Below are 16,369 nucleotides of genomic sequence, written 5' to 3'. Positions count from 1 at the left end.
TCGGCAAGTTGGGTTAAGACCCGACGACTCGGCTGCTGAAAGAGTTTATTTTTCGGCTATGTTTTTTGAACTTTTAGCCCTTTTTACCAAGCCTTTTCAAAACGAGACTTTTGATTTTTCAGATACCCATTTTTTTGAATCGATGGCCCATTTGGGGAAAAAATTTGCCGACGATACCAACCTCAAAAAGATGAATGGCAATAGAGGATCTAAACATTTTATTTATATGAACCGTACGTTTTTTGGGCTATATAATTTGCTGTTTGATTTAAAAGCTTCCATCATAGTTTCAAACGGAAGTTATAGCTAATGCTTCATAAAAGTCGGTTATGGTATAAAAAACCCATTTGGTTGGAATATAAATATATTTAGTATAAACACTAATAAATAAAAGGCAATTACATACAAGACCTTTAACAAATAAATTGTACATAAATGAAAAAAATACTCATTGTTGGCGGCAGTAAAGGCATTGGCAAAGCCATTTTAGAACAAAATATTACAAACAATCAGGTATATAACCTTAGTAGAACTCCGCCAAATGAAGCACACCCCAATTTGACACATTTTACTATTGATGTACTTCATGATGCCTTACCGCAACTAGAGGCCATAGACACTTTGATTTATTGCCCTGGCTCTATCAATTTGAAACCTTTTGACAAATTGACCGAGCACGATTTCAGAAATGATTTTGACATCAATGTGATGGGTGCCATCAAAGTAATTCAACATTATTTGCCTATACTCAAAAAAGGAAACCAACCCAATGTACTCCTTTTTAGTACGGTGGCTACAAAACTAGGAATGCCTTATCATGCCAGCATAGCCGTAGCAAAAGCGGGTGTAGAAGGATTGGTAAAATCATTAGGAGCCGAGTGGGCCTCTAGCATTAGAATCAATGCCATTGCACCCACTTTAACACAAACCAGCTTGGCCTCTAACCTACTGCGAAACGACCGTTTGATAGCACAAATGAAAGAAAGGCACCCCATGAAAAATTTTTTGCAACCCGAAGAAGTAGCTCAAATGGCACAATTTTTAACCTCGGAACAGGCCAAAGCCATTTCTGGACAAATTTTTGAAATGGATTATGGTATTGTTCACTTTAAGATGTAATGGTATTATATGTATATTTGGTATAAAATATGTTGTTTGTGTGTTTGTTGATTTATACTTTATAAATCAAGTGTAAAAAAAAAGGTTTATATTGCTATAAACCTTTTTTTGTTTTTATAAATAATCCCAAATCAATACCCATCTGTTGGTATTTCAAGCGTGTATTTTTTCTTGCTTTTGTTGTCTAATTTTTTTTCACGAAGCCAAGGATTGTGAATTTTCAAAATTTTGTAATTGACCCCTTGCGAAATGGCAAAAGTAGCCAAATCGTTTATAGTGCTATCTACTTCAACTTTTTTGGTAGGTATAAGGTCATACAACCTTTCTTTTTGAATATTATAACCAAATTTTGAAGGGTTTTTCATAATTTCTTTCAGGGCCAAAATTCTAAATACATATCGGGCCGTTTCGTCTGTTAGCATCAAATCATAATAATCTGTAACTTTCTGACTTTCAATTTGTTTGCTAATACCAGCCATACCTCCGTTATAAGACGCTGCAGCCAAAGTCCACGATCCAAATTTTTTATAAGCCTTTAACAAATAATCACAAGCCGCCTCGGTCGATTTTTCTAAATGGTAGCGTTCGTCCACGTTGTCTGTTACTTCCATTCCTTTTTCACGGGCAGTATCGGGCATAAACTGCCAAACCCCTTTTGCTCCAGAGGGCGAAACAGCATTAACCAAACCACTTTCTATTACTGCCAAATATTTAAAATCATCTGGCACACCGTTTTTTTTCAAAATGGGTTCAATAATTGGAAAAGCCCTGTTTGCTCGCTTTAAAATCAAATTTGTAGATCCTTGCAAATTCACATTTACAATCAATTCTCTATCAAAACGTTCATAAACATCGGCAACTTGCAACGGGGTTTTTTCGCCCGCAAAATCAACATGCGTAGGAAAATAATCTGTAGTTCCTTCACGTAAAATTGCTTTTTTGTCCTGATCCGATGTTGCAAAAATCAACATCCCGCTTACTAATACCACCAAAACCATCATGCATAAGTGATTATTCCTTGTCATCTTTTTTGTTTTTTAGTTTAATATTTTTTTCTTAATCATTTTTTATCATAAAATAGAATCCTTCGTTACACCATTCAAAATAATACCAGGCAAATGTTCATTCAACCATTTGAATTTGTTTACAATCATTACATGTGTACCTCCTTTGACAGGAATATAATTTCGAATATTTTTTACAGGAAACACACTGTCGTTGTCGCCATGTATATGTACAACGGAGGAATCTTCAACTTGTTGCTTCCAACAAATAATTTGTTCCAAGGCCCAATCCAAATATTTTTTATCGTTCAAAGTCAAAAACTTTCTATACAATGCGATACGATTTTTGGCCAAGCTCCCAAAAGCAAATTTAGATAATTTTTCGATATCAGACAACCATCCAGTGGGCAATATTTTATACAATTGAGTGGCTTTGGCCATTTTCATCCGCTGCGGAAACTCCACGTTCGACTTGACACTCGAAATGATGATAACTTTTTGTACCCGAATCAACTTAGCCATTTCCTGTACCAAAATACCACCAAACGAAACCCCAATTAAAACGGCATTGTCGTGCTTAATGTTTTGAGCCATTCTGCCCGCATAAGCCTCTAGCGGTTCATTATCTAGTGGCAAAAACCATTCCAAATAATACATATCAAACTGATCCAAAGGCAATTTGATGTTTTCAAAAATTTGTGAACTAGCGGCCAATCCTGGCATAAAATATACAGGTATTTTATTCATTATCAATATTTTAAAATAAAATTATTGGTTTACAAATTGGATTCTTACACTACCGTCGTCGTCTATTTTTTCCAATACAACTTTGTGTAAAGTATTAACCAATTCGGGGTTCCAAGGTGCTTTTACTTTTATATAATTTTCTGTAAATCCATAAATGTAGCCCTCCTTTATATCGGCTTCAAATAACACCGTCCGACTACTCCCTAGCTGACTTTCATAAAAAGCCCTCCGTTTTTTGACAGACAAACTTCGCAACATTTTACTGCGTTTGGCCCGTACATTGGCTGGCACAACTCCTTCATAATCAACCGCTTCCGTATCATCTCGTTCCGAATAGGTAAACACATGCAAATACGAAATATCCAAATCATTCAAAAAATGGTACGTTTCTAAAAAGTGAGCCTCCGTTTCGCCAGGAAACCCAACAATTACATCAACTCCAATACACGCATGGGGCATCTCAATCCTAATTTGTTGTACCCTATCTACATATAATGCGGTCAAATACCTACGCTTCATCAATTTCAAAATCGCATCACTGCCAGATTGTAGCGGAATATGAAAATGAGGTACAAAAACCTTGCTAGCCGCCACAAACTGAATCGTTTCATTTTTCAACAAATTGGGTTCTATAGACGAAATTCGCAAACGCTCAATGCCCTCAACCGTATCTAAGGCTTTCACCAAATCCAAAAAAGTATGCTCATGCTTTTTATTGCCAAACTCTCCTTTGCCATAATCGCCAATGTTCACTCCCGTTAGCACAATTTCCTTTATCCCTTGTTGGGCAATTTCATAAGCATTTTTCAACACATTGTCCAACGCATCACTTCTCGAAATGCCTCTGGCCAAAGGAATCGTACAATACGTACATTTATAATCACAGCCGTCCTGAACCTTCAAAAAAGCCCTAGTCCTATCGCCTATGGAGTAACTGCCAACATAAAAATCGGCCTCGGCAATCTCACAACTATGCACTTCGCCATAATCATTTTTAGACAAATTATGAATATAATCCAATATTTTAAACTTTTCTGTAGCCCCCAATACCAAGTCCACACCATCCACGGCAGCCAATTCCTCTGGTTTCAATTGGGCATAACAGCCAACGGCCACCACAAAAGCTTGGTTGTTTTGTTTCAAAGCTTTTTTTACCACTTGTTTAAACTGTTTGTCGGCATTATCCGTAACAGAGCAGGTATTAATCACATAAATATCGGCCCATTGCTCAAAATCTACCCTATCAAAACCCTCGTCCTGAAAATTTCGGGCAATAGTAGAGGTTTCCGAAAAATTCAACTTACAGCCTAAGGTATAAAAACCAACTTTTTTTCTATAATCTGTCATAATTTATTAAGTGTTTTGGGCGATTCCCACAGGCAGCAACTCCCTGCAAAACCACCTCATCCTGGTAGCCTGTGGGCCGGGCTATCCACTCTATCTTTTTGTTTTTAAAGAAAAAACAAAAAGGATGCCGTTGCTATCCCTATCGCAAAATCCCGTTTCCAATCCAAATGACTTCATTTAAAATGGATCACAAAATTACTTTATTTTTTATTAATAATAAAGCTAAAATGGTGCAGCTTTATAACTACTATTTATAGCAAACCAATACGCAATCACAACACCCTAACATCAAACAAAACAATCCGCAGTTCATACAATATACGAAAAAGCTATCAATTAATTTTTATTTAAAAAGTAATCAACAAACAACGCTTTTTTTTAGAAATTAGGTTATAGCATCACTATCGATCATGCTTGATAAATCACATATTTTCACAAATAAAAAAATGCAACTCTCTAAAAACAAGTGAGTTGCATTTTGTTTTGTGCGGATAATAGGAGTCGAACCTACACGCCTTGCGGCACCAGATCCTAAGTCTGGCATGTCTACCAATTTCACCATATCCGCTCAATTGTGGGTGCAAAGATAATCATATCTTTTAAATTTCAAAACAAATTACTATATTTTATATTTTTTTTTATATTTTTGGTATCTCAAAAATTTAAACCCATGAATCATATCAAAAATTATGTCGATAAACACCAACAACGTTTTATTGACGAACTGATCGAATTGCTCAAAATTCCCTCTGTAAGTGCCGATACCGCTTATGCCACCGACGTATTGCATACTGCCGATGCCGTAAAAAAAAGCCTCGAAAACGCTGGTTGTGATTTTGTTGAATTATGCGATACTCCTGGTTACCCCATTGTTTATGGCGAAAAAATCATCGATAAAAATTTACCCACCGTTTTAGTATATGGACATTACGATGTACAACCTCCAGATCCTATGGAACTTTGGACGTCGCCACCATTTGAACCCGTTATCAAAAAAACCACCCTCCACCCTCAAGGTGCTATTTTTGCCAGAGGTGCTTGCGATGATAAAGGCCAAATGTATATGCACGTAAAAGCATTTGAACTCATGATACAAACCCAAACTTTGCCTTGTAACGTCAAATTTATGATAGAGGGCGAAGAAGAAATTGGGTCCAAAAGTTTGAGCTGGTTTGTATCTCGAAACCAAGAAAAATTGGCCAACGATGTTATCCTGATTTCCGACACAGGCATGATTTCCAACGAACAACCCTCTATTACCACAGGACTTAGAGGCCTTAGTTATGTAGAAGTTGAAGTTACAGGCCCCAATAGAGACTTACATTCTGGACTTTATGGAGGAGCCGTGGCCAATCCTATCAATGTATTAACCAAAATGATAGCCTCGCTTCATGATGAAGACCAAAAAGTAACCATCCCTGGATTTTATGACAAAGTTGTAGAATTATCAGCAGCCGAAAGAGCCGAAATGGCCAAAGCTCCTTTTGTATTAGAAAACTACAAAAAAGCCCTAGACATTGCCGATGTGTATGGCGAAAAAGGCTATGTAACCAACGAGCGAAATGCCATAAGACCCACTCTTGACGTTAATGGCATTTGGGGAGGCTATACGGGCGAAGGAGCCAAAACCGTAATACCAAGCAAGGCTTTTGCCAAAATTTCTATGCGATTAGTACCCCATCAGGATTGGGAAACTATAACAGAAATGTTTAGCAAACATTTTGAAAGCCTAGCACCAGCCGCAGTACATGTAAAAGTTACCCCACACCACGGGGGGCAAGGCTACGTAACCCCAATTGACAGCATAGGCTATCAAGCAGCCAACAAGGCATATACCGAAACCTTTGGGGTGCCTGCCATACCCGTGAGGTCGGGAGGCAGCATTCCAATTGTAGCATTATTTGAAAAAGAACTAAAAAGCAAAACCATTCTCATGGGATTTGGGCTCGATTCTGATGCCATACATTCGCCAAACGAGCATTTTGGTATTTTCAATTATTTAAAAGGAATTGAAACCATCCCTTTGTTTTACAAATATTTTGTATATTTGAGTCAAAACACCTAAATATCCGTATAAAATAGCCCAAAAATGCGAAGTTGTTTTTTAAGAAAAAATTAAAAAAAAATCGTTGCATANNATCCCTCATGCGGGCAACCCCCAATGGACAGTCTCCACTCACGATTTTTTTTTTAAACTTCTTGCTTTTCGTTCTCCCACTTCTAATTTTTTGTTTCTAACTTCTTGCTTCTAATTTCTAACCTCTTACCCCTAACTTCCCTCATGGTATTGGAACAAAAAAACATAAAACTATTTTCAGAAATAAAAAAATAGTTTTATGTTTGTAGTGGATATACGAGTGATATAAGCAAAAGCAAATTTTACATTTAAAATGAATTAAAGTTAGCAAACCATTTTTAACAAACCCTATTCAAGCAGCTTTTTTTTCAAAAACAAGATGACCTACAAAAAATGTAACGACCTTTCATCCATAGCCCAAGGGCGACCTTCAGTTAGACTCCACAAGAGTAACCCTGAACATACAGCAACAAACTGCTGGCACAATTTTGAAAAAAATTAAGTTGTAATGATACGTTTGTTTTACGATAATATTTATTCATGTGGCTTTTTTATAAAAAAGTTGCATAGTATTTTTTTTGTTTGTACTTTTGCGAAGTGGATATAGAATGTTAAAAACGCAATAACTTTCGTATATCTACTAGTTATGCCCAATGCTATGACGACCGTTGGAATAACTAATCACTACAAAAAATCGATTAAAAAAGTTTAACTTTGTAGAATAAAATTTCATAATTAAAGAAGATGAATTACTACGACAGAATTAGAGAATTAATACAAACTGTTCCAACAACAATTATTGATTGGGAAATTGAAAGAAAAAGGGGTAAGCCACCAACACAAGCCTTTTCGGAATTTTTAACAAACCGTGAACAAGGAGATTGGGCTGAAAACTTGATATTAATGGCTATTAACTTTGAGTCTGATAACTTTAAAGCCGTACAATATGGAAAATCAGAAAATATTGTAGCAGGTGAAGTTGGTTTTGAAGATTTTTATGAACAATATCAAGATGAATTAGAAACAATTGGAAAAAGACCAGATATTCTTTTATTCTCAAAAGAAGTTTATCAAGATGATTGGGGAACAAATATTAGTAATTTTTCATCAGAGATTTTAAATCAAATAGTTCCTCTTGCTACAGCAGGAATTGAAGTTAGGTCAAGTGCATTTTTAGTTGAAGAATATAATCAATTTATGCAACAACGCAAAAATGAAATAATAGATAAAATATTAAATATAAAAACTGTTTTATTAGATAAATATTATGACTTATTACATCAAAAAACAGGTTGGATAGAAACTTTAAATGCTATTACTATTGAAACAATAGGTGTAATAGAAACAAAAAATGCACCAGGATGGAGAGGTTCCGAAAGATTAAAGGAAGCAAGTGATTTGATTAAAGAGTTAAATGGTGCTTTAAAAGAATTTAAAAAGCGTGATTTTTTAAGTATTACTCCAAAGGTTGAAGACTTAAAAGTGGTTTACAAATGGATTGAAACTTTTAATGTACCTCATTATTATTTTCAAGTATTTTTTGATAAAGTCTATGGGATTTCATTTCATAAAATATTAGAATTAATTTCTACACCAGAACTTGAAGAAAATAAATACTTTATTGGTGATGAAGATAGTAAAAATCAAAATAAATGGACTGTCAAAATTGATTATAAAGAAGGTAAAGAAATAGGATTCAAAGTAGATATGCCAGAACATAATAGTGTAATGAGGAAATTGGGAAGAGGGAGACTTCTATTTCATGTTAAATTTAATGGAGGAACTGCATATCTTGATTTAGACAATTTACGAACTATTTTAGGAATAGAAGAAACTGAGTTTTAATGATAGAAACAACGGAACATATTGTCAATAATTCCATTGAAATTGAGTATTCAAAATCAATTTCATTAGAACATCGTAAAAAATTTGCACAATTTTTTACACCGTTCCCCATTGCTGACGCAATGGCACAATGGGTTTTAGGAAACGAAAACTTAAAAACAATTCTTGAACCAGCTTTCGGTCTTGGTGTTTTTTCAAGAGCAATTTTAAATCAAAATAAAGAAATCAATATAAAAGGGTTTGAAGTTGATGAAACTATTTTTGGAAACGCAAAAGAATATTTTGATGATTTTGATAATGTAAATCTTCATTTGCAAGATTATATGTATAATGATTGGAAAAACAAATATGATGGGATTATTTGTAATCCGCCATATTTTAAATTTCACGATTACGACAATAAAAATATTTTAAAAGAAATTGAAACTAATCTTAAATGTAAGTTGAATGGCTTTACAAATCTTTACACACTATTTTTATTAAAATCAATTCATCAATTAAGTAAAAATGGACGTTGTGCTTATATAATTCCTTCCGAATTTTTAAATTCGGATTATGGAAAATTAGTAAAAACTTATTTAATAAAAAGTAAAACATTAAGACATATTATTGTAATTGACTTTGAAGAAAACGTATTTGATGACGCTTTAACAACTGCATCAATTATACTTTGTGCAAATGACGATTTAACAGATAAAGTTCAGTTTAGTAATATCCAGTCATTGCAAGATTTAAGTAAGATAGATGAAATAATAAGTAAATATCCGAACTTTTCAGAAACAGAACAGACATATAGTTTTACTGAATTAAATCCAGATATTAAATGGAAAGCTTACTATCAAAAGCAAAATAGCATTAAGTTTAAAAATCTTGTGCCATTTTCGACTTATGCAAAAGTAGTTCGTGGTATTGCAACAGGTTCTAATGAATATTTTACTTTCAATTTTTCAAAAGCCAAAGAATTTAATATTGACGAACAATATTTATTACCTTGTATTTGTAGTGCAAAAGATGCTAAAACATCATTTTTCACTAAACAAGATTTTGAAGAATTAAAGAAAAGTGACAAATCTGTTTTTCTTTTTAACGCTCAAAATTCAACTGATAAAAATATAAGTTTATATATCCAAAGAGGTGAAAGCGAAGAAATAAACAAACGTTTTCTTACCGCAAGTAGAACGCCTTGGTATTCATTAGAAAATAGAAAACCTGCACCAATTTGGGTTTCTGTTTTTAATAGGTCAGGTTTGCGGTTTATTAGAAATGAAGCTAATATTTCTAACTTAACTTCATACCATTGCATTTATCCAAAACAAACAAGTTTGTTTTCTGAAATTGATATTGATTTACTTTTTGCTTATCTATTAACAGATACTGCTAAACAAATTTTTGAAGACAACAGTCGACAATATGGTAATGGACTTCAAAAATTTGAACCTAACGACCTTAATAAAGGAATGATGCTTGATTTAGGATTACTTGACAAACAGACATCAAATGAGATTTTAAAACTGTATAAGGAATACAAAAGTTTAATTCTTGACAATAAAAACGGAGATGAAATAATTAATAAAATAGACCAAATATTAACAGAAAAATACAGCGAAAAAAAGCACTGGGCATAATCGAGTAGACTGCCCTGCCAGAAACTAGCAGGGAGAGCCTCTCAAATGTTAACATTCACGAAATCCTAAAAAAACAAATAAAACTTTGAGTACACCACCGAGCATACGGGTCACGTACTCGGCGGTTCGCAAAGAGATGGGTTGAGTTGGATGTAAAGTTCTGTTAATGAAACGTATCCTCGTTTCTTCAAGCGGTTTAACGTAATTCTATTTCTTAAAAAAAATATTTTCTAAAATTGTAACATCAAATATTAATCAAAAACAAATATTTCGTATTTTTGCACAAATATTTTAAGCGATGAGTAAGAAATTAATTAGGTTTGATTAGGCAATAAAAAGGCTTTTGAGAAATGATAATTCAGCGGAGCTAAACAAAGCCAACTTTGTGGTATTGGAAGGTTTCTTGAGTGAGTTGTTGTTTGATAACATCAAAATCGAAAAAATTTTAGAAAGCGAAGGCAATCAAGAAACCGAAGATGACAAGTTTAATCGTGTAGATATTTTGACGCATAACTCTAAAAATGAATTGATTATCATTGAATTACAATCGACTTATGAAATTGATTATTTTGCTTCGCCAGTTCGCTATCGCTCGGGTCACAGAATGGCTTATGGCGTTTCTAAATCAATTTCAGAAAACTTAAAACTCGGACAAAAATATTCAGAAATTAAGAAAGTCATTTCAATAAATATCGTTTATTTTGATCTCGGACAAGGACAAGATTATATTTATAGAGGCAAAACTGACTTTAAAGGTTTGCATCAAAACGATGTTTTGGGATTATCTGAAAAACAAAAACAAACTTTTTTAAAACAAGAAGTTGCGGATATTTTTCCTGAATATTATTTATTAAAAGTAAACCAATTCAACGACATTGCAAAAGACACGCTTGACGAATGGGTTTATTTCTTGAAAAATAGCGAAGTAAAAGACAACTTCAAAGCTAAAGGTTTGAAAGAAGCCAACGAAATCTTAGACATCATGCGACTTCCAAAAGATGACCAATATGGTTATAATCGTTATTTAGATAGTTTGCATTTAAAAGCAAGTGAAGTTTTCTCTTTGCAAACTGAGGCGGAGTTTAAAGTAAGAGAAGAAGAAAAAATAGAGATTGCAAAAAATGGAATTACTAAAGGATATAGTAACGAAATAATTGCTGATTTAACAGGTTTAAAAATTGAGAAAATACAAGAATAGCGAAACGAAAAGGGCAATTAAACCTTCTGCCAACAAGGTATTGCCAAATGCGAGGCTGAAGTACATATTTAGAAACTTTTATACTAATTTTAACATTAGGAATATTTATGAACTTTAGTGCTAAAAACCCCGCCTTCGGCAATACCCAAAACGTTGTGTAAAACTTTCGAACGACAGCAAACCAAAAAAATTTTAGAAATTTATTTCAAAATACCATAAATTGGTATATTTGTAAAAAATATAAAATTATGGCACGAAATACATCAATTTTAATTGGAGAATATTACGAAAATTTTATAAATAGACAAATTGCAACAGGAAAATATAATTCTGTAAGTGAGGTTATTAGAACTGCTTTGAGACATTTTGAACAGGAAGAAATTCAAACTAAATCTCTAATTGCAGAATTAGAACTTGGGGAAAAAAGTGAAAAAATTCGTAACTTTAATCGTGCCGAAAATCTAAAACGATTAAACGAATATTTCCAAAAGTAATGGCGGAATATATCATAAGTGAAAAAGCACTTGACGATTTGAATACGATTTGGATTTATACAGCAGAAAATTGGTCTGTTGAACTAGCGAATCGATATTACAATCAGATAATGGATGAAATAGAATTTGTTGCGGAAAATTTTGAAACAACTAAAGATTTTGGTAGCATAAGAAAAGAATATCGATATTCAAAAGTGAAATCGCATTTAATATTTTATAAACGAATTGAAAGCATGGAAATGGAAGTTATAAGAATTTTACACGAAAGAATGGATGTTAAAAATCGAATTAACGATTAAAAAAAAAGATCGCCCAACAGCTAGCCTTTCGTTGCGGCTGCAAGCCGAGCAATGAGTGGCTGAATGCTACTATTTACTGCAGTTTGCGTTAGGGATAGTAGTGGAAATCCTTTTTTGAGGCTTTTGCTGCCAAAAAAAGATTATTTCACAATATTTCATTTCTTTTGGAGTTCAATGAAAGTTGTTTGAAACCGATAGCCCTCCCCTTGTGGTAACGCCCAAAATATAGGAATGCTAATGGGTTTTCTATTTGGAATTGAGCCACCCAATAGGTATCAAAAAAAAGCTGTCGGTATATTATAGACAGCTTTTTTTACATGTATTCAAAATTTTATTTTTTTAATTGATCTTTAAATATTTTTTCAAATTTTTCTATTTTAGGTTGAATCACCATACTACAATATGGCTGCATTTGATTGTTGTTATAATAATTTTGATGTTCTTTTTTGGCTTTATAAAATTGTTTAAAAGGCTCGAGGGTGGTAACAATTTCGTTGTCAAAAACATGGGCCGCATTCAATTTGTTAATCAATTCCATTGCGGTATTTTTTTCAGTATCATTTTTATAAAAAATAACCGATCGGTATTGAGTGCCCACATCGGCACCTTGGCGGTTTAGTGTCGTTGGGTCGTGTACCGTAAAAAAGACTTTAAAAATGTCGTTGAGGTTGGTCTCGGCAGGGTTAAAAGTAATTGCTACCACTTCAGCAGCGCCAGTAGTACCAGTACACACCGCTTCATAAGAAGGATTTTCGACATGTCCCCCAGCAAATCCCGATTCTACTTTTTCTACCCCTTTCAATCGTTGATAAACAGCCTCTACACACCAATAACAACCACCACCCAAAACAATAGTTTGATGGTTTTGTGCTTCGTCTGGAACAAAATCCAACGAAATGGCATTCATGCAATACCGTTTGCCAGTTGGTTTTGGACCATCGTCAAAAAGATGCCCCAGATGGCTATCACACCTACCACACAAAGCTTCTATCCGTTGCATCCCATAAGAATTATCTGGTTTAAAAATAATACTATTGGGGTTTTCTTGTTCAAAAAAACTAGGCCAGCCACACGAGCTCGTAAATTTTTGATCCGATTTGAATAATGGGTGCCCACAAGCAGCACAATAATAGGTACCTTTGGTTTCGGAGCTCCACATACTACCCGTAAAAGCCCTTTCGGTATCTGCTTTTCGAGCAACAGCATACAAATCGGGCGACAATATTTTTTGCCATTCTGCATCTGTGAGTTCAACTTTTTGGGTGTCGGTGTTTGAATAAATAGGGTTTTCGGGTTTTTGAATTTTGTTTTTCATAGATTGGGGATTAGAATAACTATTATTTTGTTTTTGACCACAGGCTTGTAAGCAAAAAAAACACGCTAAAACGATGTACTTCAAACCATTAAGATAGATTTTCATAATTTTTAAACCATTTTTAATAAAGCCAAAGATAACGAATTGTATGAGATAAAAATGTTAGCTATCTAACAAAATAAGCGTTTTAAGGAAAGTTTAACGCTTGTTGATATCAGAAAAAATAATGGTAACTCATATTTTTTTTGTAATTTTGAAACGTTTAAAATACATTATGAAGGAAGAACAAGTAATTTTGGTTTCAGAAAATGATGAACCAATTGGATTAATGAACAAGCTAGAGGCACACGAAAAAGGTGTTTTGCATAGGGCTTTTTCGGTTTTTATATTGAATAATCAAAAGGAGATCATGCTGCAACAAAGGGCAGCACACAAATACCATTCGCCCTTGTTATGGACCAACACCTGTTGTAGTCATCAGCGAGAAAACGAAACCAACATTCAAGCAGGCAAAAGACGCTTGTTTGAAGAAATGGGTATTGAAACCGATTTGAAAGAGTTGTTTCATTTTATATACAAAGCACCTTTTGATAATGGCCTTACAGAACACGAACTAGACCATGTTTTGATTGGTACATACCAACAAACCCCCAACATAAACCCAGACGAAGTGGCATCGTGGAAGTGGATGAGCATCCATGCTATCAAACACGATATGGCTTTGCATCCAGAGGATTACACCGTTTGGTTTAAAATTATTTTTGACAAATTTGATCATTATTTAGAAGCCCATACCTTATGATTGTAACTGTATCGAGAAAGGCCCATTTTAATGCTGCCCACAGATTGTATCGCAAAGACTGGTCGATGCAACAAAATGATGCTGTATTTGGCAAATGCAATAATCCTCATTTTCACGGACACAATTACGAACTCATTGTGTCGGTAACGGGAGCTGTAAATCCAGAAACGGGTTTTGTAATTGATGTCAAAATATTGGCCGATTTAATTAAAATTCATATAGAAGAAGCTTTTGATCATCGAAACTTGAATTTGGATGTGCCCGAATTTGAACATTTAAATCCCACCGCAGAGCATATTGCCGTTGTGATTTGGAATAAATTACGCCCTTATATAGACCCAGCACATTTGTTGGAAATACAATTATATGAAACCAATCGCAATTTTGTAACTTATAAAGGAACATAAAATGGCATTAAAAAAAGGAGATAGCGTACCACATTTTTTGTCTCAAAACATAGACGGAAGCGTGTTTGACAGCCAAGAAATTATTGGAAAAAAGCCAGTAGTTATTTATTTTTATCCCAAAGATTACACCCCAGGATGCACGGCACAAGCTTGTGGACTTAGAGATCAATATGTAGATTTTAAATTGCTAGGTGCAGAAGTGATTGGTATCAGTTCGGACTCTATCGAATCGCATGCAAATTTCAAAAACAAATACCAATTGCCTTTTATTTTATTGTCTGACACCAAACAAGAACTCCGAAACTTGTTTGGTGTAGCCAACGATTTGTTTTTTATACCAGGCAGAACTACTTATATCGTAAACAAGCAAGGCCTCATTGTAGCGGTTATAGACCACATGATGGCTTCCAAACATGTGGAACAATCATTAGCCCTATTGCAAAACGAAGTTTAAATTTTTTTTGAATTTCTAAATGTTAATTCAATATTACTTCCCATAAAGTTTTGTTATCTTTGCCACATGAATTTATATCCGTTTACCTTTTATCCCATTTTCAAAGAACGAATTTGGGGAGGACAGCAATTAAAAACGATTTTAAACAAACCCATTTCTACCGATCAAGTTGGTGAAAGTTGGGAAATTTCGACTGTTGCAGAAAGTGTAAGTGTCATTTCTAATGGTTTTTTTCAAAATCAAAACCTCAACGAAGTAATTGCTCAATACCCTAATGAAATTTTAGGAACACAAGTAGTAGCACAATTTGGAGTTCGTTTTCCATTGTTGTTTAAATTTTTAGATGCACAAAAAAAATTGTCTATCCAAGTACACCCAAACGATGATTTGGCACAAAAACGACACCATTGTTATGGAAAAACCGAAATGTGGTATGTAGTGCAAGCCGAGGAAAACGCACAAATAGTGGCTGGTTTTAAAGAAACCATAACCCCCGAATCCTTTTTAGAACAATTAAACAACCATCATTTAGAAGCCCTACTCAATACCCATCAAGTAAAGCAAGGCGATATTTATTTTTTAGAAGCTGGTACTGTACATGCAATTGGTGCAGGAATTTTGATAGCTGAAATTCAACAAACATCAGACATTACATACAGAATATACGATTTTGACAGATTAGAAGCTGATGGCACAAAAAGAGAGTTGCATACTGCCTTAGCCTTAGAAGCCATTAATTATAATAAAATAGACACTCAAAAATATTATTCAAAAACAGCAAACACACCTAATTTAGCTGTGCATTGCCCTTATTTTACAACAAATGTTATTGAATTAAATGGTCGATTGCAAATGCCACAAAAACCCACCACTTTTAGGGTGTATATGTGTGTGTTTGGCCATTTTTGGATACAAAGTACCCATCAAAAAGACCACTACAAAATGGGCGATACCATACTTATACCTGCCCTTTTTGAAGATTTTATAATCGAAGGACAAGCAACCTTATTAGAAATTTATGTTTAATAGTTATAAATCAAAAGTTTATCCGTATTTTTGCACCGAAATTAACAAAAAACAAATATAAAAATGGCAAACGTAAAAAATTTAAAGAAAGACATCAATTACGTATTAGGAGATATTATTGAAGCAGTTTATTTATACGAAATCACTTCTACAGGAAAACCAACCGAAACTACCAATGCTTTGATTGATGAAGCTATTGCAGCATTTGATCAATTAATTACAAAAGTTAATGCAAAAAATGTTGAAAATAAGAAAGCCCATTTCAAACAAATCAATGTAGAATTGGAACAAGTTGCAAATCAAATCATTAGCAAAATCAACGATTTGTAATTGTTTTTTTTGAAAAAAAAGTGCAAAAATGTTTTGGAAAAATAAAAAACAGTCTTATATTTGCACTCGTAAAACAACAACGCCGGTGTAGCTCAGTTGGCTAGAGCAGCTGATTTGTAATCAGCAGGTCGTGGGTTCGAGTCCCTCTATCGGCTCGGTGTATAAGAACCATCATTTTTTTAATGATGGTTTTTTTTATTCATTCATAAAAAAAAGCCTTTGAAGTTGTTTCAAAGGCTTTTTTTATACCAAATATATTTAATACCAAATATACATCAAT

16 protein-coding genes, 2 tRNA genes and 1 pseudogene are annotated in these 16,369 nt (G+C 33.9%); 14 read left to right on the top strand and 5 right to left on the bottom strand.

Annotated features, from left to right (window positions below; translation table 11 throughout):
- Positions 1 to 310, top strand: a pseudogene (locus B0A58_RS12670) (AarF/ABC1/UbiB kinase family protein); the annotation flags it as partial.
- Between the two features lie 125 nt (positions 311 to 435).
- A complete protein-coding gene (locus B0A58_RS12665) occupies positions 436 to 1,119 on the top strand; it encodes an SDR family NAD(P)-dependent oxidoreductase (RefSeq protein ID WP_089081364.1) in 684 nt (227 codons plus the stop codon).
- A 131-nt stretch (positions 1,120 to 1,250) separates the two neighbouring features.
- On the opposite strand, the gene B0A58_RS12660 is transcribed toward B0A58_RS12665, so the two are convergent.
- The 4 genes from B0A58_RS12660 to B0A58_RS12645 form a co-directional block, all read right to left on the bottom strand.
- A complete protein-coding gene (locus B0A58_RS12660; protein WP_089081363.1) occupies positions 1,251 to 2,144 on the bottom strand; it encodes a lytic transglycosylase domain-containing protein in 894 nt (297 codons plus the stop codon).
- Positions 2,145 to 2,189: 45 nt separating this feature from the next.
- Positions 2,190 to 2,870 (bottom strand): alpha/beta hydrolase family protein, encoded by a 681-nt coding sequence (locus B0A58_RS12655; RefSeq protein ID WP_089081362.1) that lies wholly within the window; start codon positions 2,868 to 2,870, stop codon positions 2,190 to 2,192.
- Positions 2,871 to 2,891: 21 nt separating this feature from the next.
- Positions 2,892 to 4,217, bottom strand: a complete 1,326-nt coding sequence (gene mtaB / locus B0A58_RS12650; RefSeq protein WP_089081361.1) for a tRNA (N(6)-L-threonylcarbamoyladenosine(37)-C(2))-methylthiotransferase MtaB — start codon at positions 4,215 to 4,217, stop codon at positions 2,892 to 2,894.
- Between the two features lie 486 nt (positions 4,218 to 4,703).
- Positions 4,704 to 4,785 (bottom strand) — tRNA-Leu (locus B0A58_RS12645).
- Positions 4,786 to 4,887: 102 nt separating this feature from the next.
- On the opposite strand from B0A58_RS12645, the gene B0A58_RS12640 reads away from it, so the two are divergent.
- The 6 genes from B0A58_RS12640 (at position 4,888) to B0A58_RS12615 (ending at position 11,755) form a co-directional block, all read left to right on the top strand.
- A complete protein-coding gene (locus B0A58_RS12640) occupies positions 4,888 to 6,282 on the top strand; it encodes a dipeptidase (protein ID WP_089081365.1) in 1,395 nt (464 codons plus the stop codon).
- A gap of 756 nt (positions 6,283 to 7,038) precedes the next feature.
- Complete coding sequence (locus B0A58_RS12635; RefSeq protein WP_089081360.1) at positions 7,039 to 8,139, top strand: AccI family restriction endonuclease; 1,101 nt, start codon at positions 7,039 to 7,041, stop codon at positions 8,137 to 8,139.
- On the top strand, positions 8,139 to 9,764 hold the full coding sequence (locus tag B0A58_RS12630; protein ID WP_089081359.1) for an HsdM family class I SAM-dependent methyltransferase: 1,626 nt from the start codon (positions 8,139 to 8,141) through the stop codon (positions 9,762 to 9,764). Before B0A58_RS12635 ends, B0A58_RS12630 begins: the two co-directional genes overlap by 1 nt.
- Positions 9,765 to 10,107: 343 nt before the next feature.
- A complete protein-coding gene (locus B0A58_RS12625) occupies positions 10,108 to 10,962 on the top strand; it encodes an Rpn family recombination-promoting nuclease/putative transposase (protein WP_243389499.1) in 855 nt (284 codons plus the stop codon).
- A 248-nt stretch (positions 10,963 to 11,210) separates the two neighbouring features.
- Positions 11,211 to 11,456, top strand: a complete 246-nt coding sequence (locus tag B0A58_RS12620; protein ID WP_089081358.1) for a type II toxin-antitoxin system ParD family antitoxin — start codon at positions 11,211 to 11,213, stop codon at positions 11,454 to 11,456.
- Positions 11,456 to 11,755, top strand: a complete 300-nt coding sequence (locus B0A58_RS12615) for a type II toxin-antitoxin system RelE/ParE family toxin (RefSeq protein WP_089081357.1) — start codon at positions 11,456 to 11,458, stop codon at positions 11,753 to 11,755. The genes B0A58_RS12620 and B0A58_RS12615 overlap by 1 nt, the downstream gene beginning before the upstream one ends.
- Positions 11,756 to 12,086: 331 nt before the next feature.
- On the opposite strand, the gene B0A58_RS12610 is transcribed toward B0A58_RS12615, so the two are convergent.
- On the bottom strand, positions 12,087 to 13,070 hold the full coding sequence (locus tag B0A58_RS12610; RefSeq protein WP_165766342.1) for a bifunctional methionine sulfoxide reductase B/A protein: 984 nt from the start codon (positions 13,068 to 13,070) through the stop codon (positions 12,087 to 12,089).
- A 274-nt stretch (positions 13,071 to 13,344) separates the two neighbouring features.
- Between B0A58_RS12610 and idi the strand changes: the two genes are divergently transcribed.
- From idi to B0A58_RS12580, 6 genes are all read left to right on the top strand, one after another.
- Positions 13,345 to 13,872, top strand: coding sequence for an isopentenyl-diphosphate Delta-isomerase (idi, locus tag B0A58_RS12605; RefSeq protein WP_089081355.1), 528 nt, complete (start codon positions 13,345 to 13,347; stop codon positions 13,870 to 13,872).
- Positions 13,869 to 14,279, top strand: coding sequence for a 6-pyruvoyl trahydropterin synthase family protein (locus B0A58_RS12600; protein ID WP_089081354.1), 411 nt, complete (start codon positions 13,869 to 13,871; stop codon positions 14,277 to 14,279). The genes idi and B0A58_RS12600 overlap by 4 nt, the downstream gene beginning before the upstream one ends.
- A gap of 1 nt (position 14,280) precedes the next feature.
- Positions 14,281 to 14,733 carry a peroxiredoxin gene (locus B0A58_RS12595; protein ID WP_089081353.1) on the top strand — a complete coding sequence of 151 codons (453 nt, stop codon included), beginning with the start codon at positions 14,281 to 14,283 and terminating at the stop codon, positions 14,731 to 14,733.
- A gap of 66 nt (positions 14,734 to 14,799) precedes the next feature.
- Positions 14,800 to 15,759 (top strand): type I phosphomannose isomerase catalytic subunit, encoded by a 960-nt coding sequence (locus B0A58_RS12590; RefSeq protein WP_089081352.1) that lies wholly within the window; start codon positions 14,800 to 14,802, stop codon positions 15,757 to 15,759.
- A gap of 63 nt (positions 15,760 to 15,822) precedes the next feature.
- Complete coding sequence (locus tag B0A58_RS12585; RefSeq protein ID WP_014083015.1) at positions 15,823 to 16,089, top strand: hypothetical protein; 267 nt, start codon at positions 15,823 to 15,825, stop codon at positions 16,087 to 16,089.
- 81 nt (positions 16,090 to 16,170) lie between these two features.
- A tRNA-Thr gene (locus B0A58_RS12580) sits at positions 16,171 to 16,244 on the top strand.
- Positions 16,245 to 16,369: the final 125 nt, after the last annotated feature.

It is taken from the genome of Flavobacterium branchiophilum NBRC 15030 = ATCC 35035 (assembly GCF_002217205.1).
Lineage (GTDB): Bacteria > Bacteroidota > Bacteroidia > Flavobacteriales > Flavobacteriaceae > Flavobacterium > Flavobacterium branchiophilum.
The sequence above is the reverse complement of the archived record's forward strand: the minus strand, read 5'-3'. Positions and strand labels throughout refer to the sequence as shown.